Raw genomic sequence first — 1,012 nt, forward strand, 5'->3', positions numbered from 1 at the left:
TTCTAAATAATCAGTACGACGGTAAGCACGCTCTACTTTACCCCCAACCGTATGACCTAGAATGGTTTCAGCGACTTCAAAAGGAGCATCGGTTGTTTCTGCGAGCCAATCGCGTAAACTAGAGCGAAAACCATGCGGGCGAGCTTCAAGCCCAATCTGTTGCATATATTGTGACATGCAATTTTCACCAAGAGGACCACGACCTTTTGCAGAAAAGAAGAAATCATTGCGAGAGAGAGGACGCGCTTGTTTCAAAATTTCCAATGCTTCAGATGATAAAGGCACGCGAAACTCTGTTGTAGTATCAAGCCTTCCTTTCATATTTTCAGCAGGGATGGTCCATATATTCCCATCAATCTGATCTTTATGGATATGACGCAAGGGATTTGTACGAACGCCTGTAAGAATAAGTAGACGTAAAGCTAGTTGTGTCATGGTTGTTGTTTGGCAAAGTGTTTTATAAAAATCCGGAACCTCTCTCCAATCCATTGCCGGTATATTTGTGACTTTATGGCGTTGTTTGCCTAAGAGCGCGCGTGCTTTTTCTGTTGCTTGTAAATCAACATCCAAATCCAATGCAGCAGCATGTTTGAAACAAATATTAAGTCGATTTAGTGCTTTCTCTGCTGTTGCCGCTTTTGTATGCCAGATGGGAGCGAGCACATTGCGTATATCGGTTTGGGTAATCTCTGAAATGGGTATACAACCTAACTTAGGGAGAATATAGAGACGTAAAGGTAAAAACCAATCTCCAGCCTTGCCATCTCCTTTTAATTCAGCTTTACGAGTTTCAAACGTATCTAAAGCGATATCTTTTAAGTAATGAAGATTCCGCATTGCCTCACGTTTTTGTTTGTCACGTTCGTTAATTGGGTCACGACCCTCATGCAAAACAGAACGCCATTGAGTTGCTAATTCACGGGCTTGTTTTAAAGAGACATTTCGCAACGCACCCAAGCCCATTTCACGACGCCGCCCGTGGATGGTATAGCGTAAAAGCCATTGAGCGCCA

General features: G+C 43.0%; 1 protein-coding gene. It reads right to left on the bottom strand.

What is annotated here, in order from left to right:
• A partial coding sequence (locus AC0QT1_RS08650; RefSeq protein ID WP_473202133.1) for a tyrosine-type recombinase/integrase occupies window positions 1–1,012 on the bottom strand: 1,012 nt, incomplete at both ends.

It is taken from the genome of Bartonella sp. P12B (assembly GCF_055796185.1).